Raw genomic sequence first — 7,719 nt, 5'->3', positions numbered from 1 at the left:
CGAGGCTGGGGGTCAAGGGCGGGCGAAGCCCGGCGAAGCGGACCCTTGACGCGCGGAATCGGGCGATACGCTGGTCCATGGCTGGATGCCGCGGGGTTGTGCATCCAGCCATGGAGACGAATGCGGTGATTGCCGGACCGAACACGCGGGTACGATGTGCGCCCCTGTGAAACATGAGAGACCACGACATGACCGCCAAACTGTTTGAAGCCGCCCTGGGTATTGCCTCCCCGTGGTACATCAATGGAGTGGCGTTTGACGCGGCGAAGAAGACGTTGTCGATTGCGGTCGACTTCGTCGCCGGTAGCCGCTTTTCACGAAGAAAAAATTAGTCTATATTTATACTCACACACAGCTGTCCGGTTAAAACGCGAACAGATTCAATTGGTTGTTGATGGTGATGTTGTCGGAACTGGAGTTGCTGCCCGGAAAGGCTTGCTGCAAGGGCATCTTCTCGAAAAGAGTGACTGACAATATCTGTAGCAAAGTGTAGAGCGAAGCGTCGAGATTGAGGCGCTTCTTGACGATGGCGACGAGGACATAGACCGATACCGCGATCCAGATTTGCGTCTTGACCGCATTCTCCGACGTACCGTAGAAACGCTTGATCCGAAGATGCTGCTTGATCCACGCTCAAAAGATAGCCTCAGAAATAATTCTGGACGGAAAAGGGAAAGCACCATGAAAAGATTCGTCGCGATTCTTGTTGCCTTGCTGGTGCTCTCCACACAATCGGCATTTTCCGAGGAGAGAACGCTTAATATCGTATTCATTCCTAAAGCCGGCGACCAGGATTTCTGGAAATTCATGCGCAAAGGAGTTGATCGTGCCGTTGCCGAAAGCGGAAATGTGCGGCTCACATGGCGCGGCCCGGCGTACAACGACGATACAGAATCGCAAATCGCCATTGTCGAGGCTTACACGGCTTCTGATGTTGACGCGATAGTAGTCGCACCGACAGATGGGGTCAGGCTAGTCCCCGCAGTCAAGAAAGCGGCAGAAAAGGGAATTCCGATCATTGTCGTGGATTCAGGAATTTCAGCTCGCATCTACCAAAATTTCATTGCCACGGACAATTATTCCGCCGGGAAACTCGCTGCAAAACATTTATCTGAATTACTGGGCGGTCGCGGCAACGTGGTCCTTTATCGCACGGTGAAGGGTAGCGCGTCGACAGACGAACGCGGCGAAGGATTTTTGGCTTACCTGAAAGAGGAGTCCTCGAAGCTCAAAGTGGTTGCCGACATCTACGGTGGCGGATCACGGGGAAGATCGCTCCGTTCAGCACTCAAACTTTTGAAAGAAACACTACACATTGACGGGATTTTCGCTGTCAATGAGTCATCCAGCGATGGAATGCTCAGGGCACTGCGCGAATCGGGTCTGGCCGGGAAAATTCGGCTGATCGGATTTGATTCGACTGATTATCTTTTGGACGGTCTGCGAAACAAAGCCATCGACGGCTTGATTGTGCAAAATCCCCGGCAAATGGGATACCTCGCCGTGAAAGCAGCCATCGCTGCGGCTCGCAAAGCACCCGTCAAGGATGTAAACATCCACACCGGCACGGAGATGGTAACGCTCGGGAATCTGTCGCGGCCAGAAATTCAGTCTTTGCTGAAGCCATGACATGCCTGCCTTCTTCCGGGCCAGACAGGCGGCGCAGTGTCATGCATGGAGACTGACACATGACGGGTAATCAGACACGCCAGAGTTTTCTGAACCAAAAAATTTCCATCGTCATGCATCTGCACAAACTGATGCGGCGAGAGAACCTGAGAACGGTCATCCTGCTTGCAACCTGTGCCGGCATGCTGCTCCCCGCTCTGGTTGGCGGCCTGATTCTTAACCACGTCGATCAGGGACGTGTCAATCAGGAACTGAACCGGAGCCTTCAGGACAAGATAGTACTTCTGGCCGACAGTCTGAAAAATCCCGTCTGGAACTACGATCTGAATGCCGCACAAGCCATAGTCAATTCGGCAATGCTCGACCCCCAGATCGCCCGGATTGCAATTTCCGTCACCAGCAACATCCAAAGTCGATTTCTAACCGTAGAAGATGCCAGTCGTCAAATCGGCAGGGTGAGAAATGCCCGGCACGACCTTGTGCTTAACAGCGAGAAAATTGGTTTTGTCGAGATTGATCAGTACGATGGTCCCGCCATGTCCAAATTCCGACGTGAGCAATACAACTACGCATTGATTCTCCTGGGTCAATGTATGCTGGCGTTTTTCCTGATCCTGGCGTCTGTGCACTACTGGATTCTGGCGCCGTTGAAAGTGCTCACGACATTCTCGGACCAACTCGCTAACGGCAATCTGGAATCATCATTGCAGATGGACCACATGGACGAAATCGGTCAGTTGGCACATCAGATGAACCAGATGCGGATCAACTTGAGTCACTCCTTCATCGAGCAAAGAACAATCCTCAGCAATATTCAGGTTGGGGTCATTTTTGTGTGCGATGACCTAATCCGGTTGGCCAACGCACGCGCCGAACAGATTTTTGGCTATGCGGATGGCGAAATGGTTGGCCTGCCACTTACGTCGCTCTTTTTGTCATCGACCCAGTATCAGGCAACCCGTGACGGACTCGTCGACGCCACACGTTCCAATCGTTCATATGAACAAGAATTACTGCTCAAGCGCCACGACAGTTCTCATTTTTGGGCTGAAATCCGCGGCTGTGTATTGGACCTGGAATGTCGCGCGGGAGGTGGCCTATGGGCAATTGAGGACATATCCAAGCGCAAAACGGCTGAGGAGCAGTTGAACACGCTGGCGTTCTATGATCCGCTCACCAACCTGGCCAACAGGCGCCTGCTCCTTGACAGGTTAAGTCAGGCCTTGAGTTCGGTTCATCGTAGCCAGAGTACCGGCGCCTTGCTATTTATCGACCTCGACAACTTCAAAATGATTAACGACACTTTGGGCCACGATATCGGTGATCAACTTCTGGTTCAAGCAGCCAATCGGCTCAGGAACTGCGTGCGCGAGAATGACACAATCGCCCGCCTGGGTGGCGACGAATTTGTCGCCCTCCTGGACGGCCTCGCACAGGACGGGCACGAAGCCGCCGACCACGCAAGAATTGTCGCCGAGAAAATCATCGGTGTGCTCAGTCACCCCTATCGTTGCAGCTCGCACGATTGCCATAGCAGCGCAAGTGTCGGAATCACTCTTTTTGATGCCAATGTCAAGAACGAGCTCAGCGTTGAAGATATCCTCAAGCACGCCGACCTTGCGCTTTACCAGGCCAAGAGTGCCGGGCGGAAAACTTTTCGCTTCTTTGACGGGGAAATGCAGGTGGCCGTAGTGCAACGTGTGGCGCTTGAGAAAGAATTGCGCCAAGCGCTCACCAGAGATGAATTCGTTCTTCATTATCAAATGCAGGTCGATTATCAGGGCCGACTCAGAGGAGCAGAGGCTTTAATCCGCTGGCATCATCCACAAAGAGGGCTTCTCTTCCCGGGTGATTTCATCGCGGTAGCGGAAGATTCCGGCCTCATTGTCGAAATCGGCTATTGGGTTATCGGATCGGCTTGTCGTCAACTTCGTCTTTGGGCAAATCGTCAGCAAACGGCGGCGACGACAATTTCTGTCAATGTCAGCGCCAAGCAATTGCTGGAAAAGAACTTCGTCGAAAAAATACTTGAATACGTAGGAAAAGAAGACATTGATGCCAGTCGTCTCAAACTGGAACTGACCGAAAGTCTTCTCATTGAAGACACGGAAGGCATTATCGCCAAAATGCTCTCTCTACGGGAAAAAGGAATCGGCTTCTCGCTTGACGATTTCGGAACCGGATATTCGTCCTTATCCTATTTGAAACGCCTCCCGTTGTGCGAACTAAAAATAGACAAACTGTTTATCAAGCAGCTTTTCGATGATGCCGATGATGTCGCGATTGCCAAAATGATCATTGCACTGGGCAGCAGTCTCGGGCTTGCGGTCATCGCAGAAGGCGTTGAGACGGAGGAACACCGCGACTTCCTAGCCAAACTGGGCTGCTATCAGTATCAAGGCTATTACTATGGTCGACCATTGCCTGTTGCAGAATTTGAAAGCACTATCGCGTCATGGAAAGAATTTATCTCCGGGAAGAATCCTGACAACGGCGTCCTGGATTCTGAAATCAGATTGGCATCGCTACGGATTGGAGAACCTTCCATTGACGACGAGCACGAAAGTCTGCTGAACCTTTTGCATAGACTCCAGGTTGCATCTCCTGTTGCTGATAAAAGCGAGGGTTTCAGCACTGTATTGAATGCAATTGGTCAACAGCTCAGTACGCATTTTGAGCATGAAGAAGAATTCTTCAAGAAATTTGGAATGCCCGATGTCGACGTAAGGAATCACATAAGATCACATCAGCAGATCATGAGGAAACACGCCTCCCTGCTCGCTGACTTCATGAAAGACTCCTCCGCCAATCACGAACATGTCTTATCAAAAGTGGAAGATTGGATCCTCGTGCATTGGGTTCAATATGACCTGAAGATGAAAGCATTTATCCTGAAGGACACATAAGGTCGGTCGGACGATCTGAAACAATAATCTGGAGAAGCCTGCTACCCGCTGAAGGCACAGAGAGAAAATCAGCGCAGTGCGGAAAGGCCGGTCAGCAAACGCTGCAAATCTTCGTCCGACTGAACCGAGAGAAGCATCAGTCCCGCGCGCAATAAATCGCGTTTCCTGACCTTGATGCCTCGTTCAGCCAGTTGCCTCTTGATTCTGACCAGTTGCTCGTACTCGCCGGCAGGGAACGTGCAGCGCACGTCGACCGGCGCAGACTTGTTCTTCAGGATCTTGTCGAGCGGACGCGCAAACGCCTTGGCCAGTTTCTTGCGCCTTTTGCCACCCGCCCCTGCCACCAGATGCGTGGATTCAGGCAAGGAAGCCGTCGTCGTCGCGGCTGGCTTCGCCTCCGGCGTGTTGCGGGTCGCCGCGGTTTTTCCGGCACGCCGTGCCGGCGCGGCGACAGCCGGCTGAGCCGGCACAGAAGGTGCACTTGCGGCGGTCTTTCTTACAACCATCGGAGTTTCCAACAAATGATCGGAGGAGGAGCGTAACGCAAAATCATGAAGAAAATGTTACACCCCGAAGACAAAACGAAACATCAGAACTCCCGTTCCAGCAAGGACTCCAGCTGCGGCGCCCCGCGGCGCACCTGCACTTGCAGTATGCCGATGGTCCGTCCGTCGCCGGTGGCGACGGTAAAACGCCATTCCCCCGGTTTTGGATCGAGCACCCACGAATACCCGCGAAAGCCGCGCTCCCGCCCACCGGTGCTGCGAAAGCGGTCGCGGTAAACCTGCCGCCATCCGCCGACTTCACGAAACTCCCAGCGATGCTCAAGTTCTGCGGCCACTCCCAACGGGGCAAATACGGCGGTCACGCCGTACAGACGCGCCCCCTCGGCAACCTGCACCGTGGCTGAATGATCGCGCCAGAACTGCCACCAGGGCGCCCGCTCCACCTGCAGGAGAAAGCGTCCACCGGTTTGTACGAAGTCGTGGCCGACGGCCATATCCCGCTTGACCAGCGGCACCGGCGCAATCATGCCGTGATGCCAGGCCGCCAGCAACGCACCGGCGATGCCCCAGGCCGGCCTGATCCGTCCCGGCCGACCCGGTGCCACCCCACGCAGCAGGCTGGCCAGCAGCGCGCCGGCCAGCGTCGACGCGTAGAACCACAGCGGGTCGAGACTGCCGGCCAGATGCGGCAACAAAAAATTGAACAACAGGATGGCGTTGAGCGCGAACAACGACCAGGTCAACGTAAACCGCCGGCCATAGCGATCGCCGGCGAATTCGTTGGCCACCAGCAACGCGCCGAGGATTGCCGCCGTCAGCCACGAACCGAGATGCCCGGAACTCTTGAAATAAAGGATGAAAAGCGCGGAGAAAATACCGCCGAAGAAGAACTGGCTCTATGCCGTTTCCAGTGGAAATTGACTTCTCAACAAACATGACGGTAGCGCCCGTAGTCGCGGGCGACGGCCGGCACCAGGGGGTTCTGCGGTAGATGCTTGAGCTTGGACATGCGCAGGTAGGCCATGGCGATAAAGTTCTCGATGTTGCGGAAGCCTCGGGCGGCGGTCTTCGTCTGTTGGAGCAGGCCGTTCATCGCTTCAACGTAGGCGTTGCTGCGTCCGTCGAGCATGCCGCGCACGACGCCGCCGAGGTGCTCCTTCAGGGTGAGGGCCAGCCGCTTGAAGGGCTCCAGGCGGCTGCGGCGCGCCCAGCTCAGCCATTTGCTCATGGCACCTTGCGCGATCTCCTCGCTGTTGCTCGCGGCTGCATCGCGATAGACCAGCCGCAGTGCCTGCTTCAGGCGCCACGCACGCGCGCTCTTCAGATTCGAGCGTTGCAGCCAGTGCATCGCCTCGAACTGGGCACGGGTCCAGCTCACCGGGTTCTTGCGCATCCCCCACAGCAGCTGACGCAGCGTCTTCTTGCTCTGTGCGCCGACCGCTTCGCGCACCGCTGCCGCCGAGCTACGCATCTCTTCGCGACGCACCTCGTCCATCGCCGCGTTGGCCAGCGCCACGACATGAAAGCGGTCGTAGCTGATCCGGGCATTGGGCAGCGACTGGTCGATTCCCTTGGCGTAGGCCGCGCTCATGTCGATACAGGCGTGCTCAATGGCCAGCGGATCGCCGCCGTGCGCACGCATGTCCTGGGCAAAGGCCTGCAACGTAGCGTGATCGCGCCCCGGGGTGGCAAACAGCAAGCGCTTGGCTTCAAGGTCATGCACGACGGTGATGTACTCGTGACCACGCTTGACGCTGGTCTCGTCGATCCCGACGTAGCGCACGCACGACATGTCGTCCTTGGCACGGGCCACCTCGACGTAATGGCGCACGCGGCGCCACAGGCGCTTCGGGGCAACCCGCAACTGGTTGGCCGCCTGGCGCACCGGCATCTCTCGGCACAGCGACAGACTCAGCGCCTCGAACAGCAGGGTAAAGCCGCTCCCCTCACGCGCCCACGGCACCGGCAGCTGCGTGGTCTTGCCGCAGCCGTTGCACTGAACGCGCGGGATCGCGGCATGCAGCCACGCTTCGAACTGAAAGAAATCCAGGTGACGCCAGCTGCGCCGCACCCGGTCGTGGATCAGCTGGTGCTCGGCCCCACACGCCGGACACGTAGCACGACCGCCGGTGTGCTCGACCTCGAAGTCGATCCGCCGCTTGGCTGTGTTGAGCTCGACCTTGGCGACGTACCAGGGCGGCTGCAGGCCAAGTGCGGTGGTGAAGAGAGCTTCGATCTGGGTGTTCATCGGGCGCGAGGTCGGCGTCAGTGTCGGGCGGTTGTACCACCGAGGGTCATGTTTGTTGAGAAGTCAATTTCCACTGGAAACGGCATAGAGCCGAAGAACTGCATGAGCAGGTAAGGCGCCTGCCAGGTCAAACGCGCGACGTGCCCACGCAGATCGGCAGCCGGCACGGGCGGCTCCTTGCGCCTCGTTCCGCGCCAGGCCAGCCACAGCGCGAACACCGCCGCGCCCAGGAGAAACCCGCCCAGACGCCAGAAATCCAACGGGGTGACGCGCTGGCCGAGCGTCAACGCGTCGGCGATGAAACCGCCGAAAAAAGCGGCCAAAGGGTAAAAACGGCGGAGAAATCTCACTTGAATCCCCGAAAATCATCGGCAGACGAATATTAACGCCGACCATGAACGCGAGACACATCATCAAGAGCGAACCCGGT

6 protein-coding genes and 2 pseudogenes are annotated in these 7,719 nt (G+C 56.4%); 3 read left to right on the top strand and 5 right to left on the bottom strand.

The features are described from left to right. Positions 1 to 188 precede the first annotated feature (188 nt). Positions 189 to 317, top strand: a pseudogene (locus PG883_RS21855) (ISL3 family transposase); the annotation flags it as partial. A 46-nt stretch (positions 318 to 363) separates the two neighbouring features. Here PG883_RS21855 and PG883_RS21850 read toward each other — a convergent pair. Then, positions 364 to 630 (bottom strand): annotated as a pseudogene (locus PG883_RS21850) (IS4 family transposase); the annotation flags it as partial. A gap of 51 nt (positions 631 to 681) precedes the next feature. Here PG883_RS21850 and PG883_RS21845 point away from each other — a divergent pair. Together PG883_RS21845 and PG883_RS21840 are read left to right on the top strand one after the other, a co-directional pair. Then, a complete protein-coding gene (locus PG883_RS21845) occupies positions 682 to 1,629 on the top strand; it encodes an ABC transporter substrate-binding protein (protein ID WP_244776903.1) in 948 nt (315 codons plus the stop codon). 59 nt (positions 1,630 to 1,688) lie between these two features. Beyond that, positions 1,689 to 4,535 (top strand): EAL domain-containing protein, encoded by a 2,847-nt coding sequence (locus PG883_RS21840; RefSeq protein WP_270682465.1) that lies wholly within the window; start codon positions 1,689 to 1,691, stop codon positions 4,533 to 4,535. Positions 4,536 to 4,603: 68 nt separating this feature from the next. Here the strand turns inward: PG883_RS21840 and PG883_RS21835 are convergent, their stop codons facing one another. The 4 genes from PG883_RS21835 to PG883_RS21820 all read right to left on the bottom strand — a co-directional run bounded on the left by PG883_RS21835 (position 4,604) and on the right by PG883_RS21820 (position 7,639). After that, a complete protein-coding gene (locus tag PG883_RS21835; RefSeq protein ID WP_244776905.1) occupies positions 4,604 to 5,041 on the bottom strand; it encodes a hypothetical protein in 438 nt (145 codons plus the stop codon). A gap of 83 nt (positions 5,042 to 5,124) precedes the next feature. Continuing rightward, the gene (locus PG883_RS21830; protein WP_244776906.1) at positions 5,125 to 5,829 is read right to left on the bottom strand and encodes a DUF2914 domain-containing protein; all 705 of its coding nucleotides are present in this window, start codon (positions 5,827 to 5,829) and stop codon (positions 5,125 to 5,127) included. Positions 5,830 to 5,966: 137 nt separating this feature from the next. Next, positions 5,967 to 7,289: an ISL3-like element ISIde1 family transposase gene (locus PG883_RS21825; protein WP_244776907.1), complete on the bottom strand. Its 1,323-nt coding sequence runs from the start codon at positions 7,287 to 7,289 to the stop codon at positions 5,967 to 5,969. Between the two features lie 17 nt (positions 7,290 to 7,306). Then, positions 7,307 to 7,639, bottom strand: coding sequence for a hypothetical protein (locus PG883_RS21820; protein ID WP_244776908.1), 333 nt, complete (start codon positions 7,637 to 7,639; stop codon positions 7,307 to 7,309). Positions 7,640 to 7,719: the final 80 nt, after the last annotated feature.

The organism is Aeromonas sp. QDB25, assembly GCF_027707725.1.
GTDB lineage: Bacteria > Pseudomonadota > Gammaproteobacteria > Enterobacterales > Aeromonadaceae > Aeromonas > Aeromonas caviae.
This window is presented reverse-complemented; position numbering and strand designations above follow the sequence as displayed.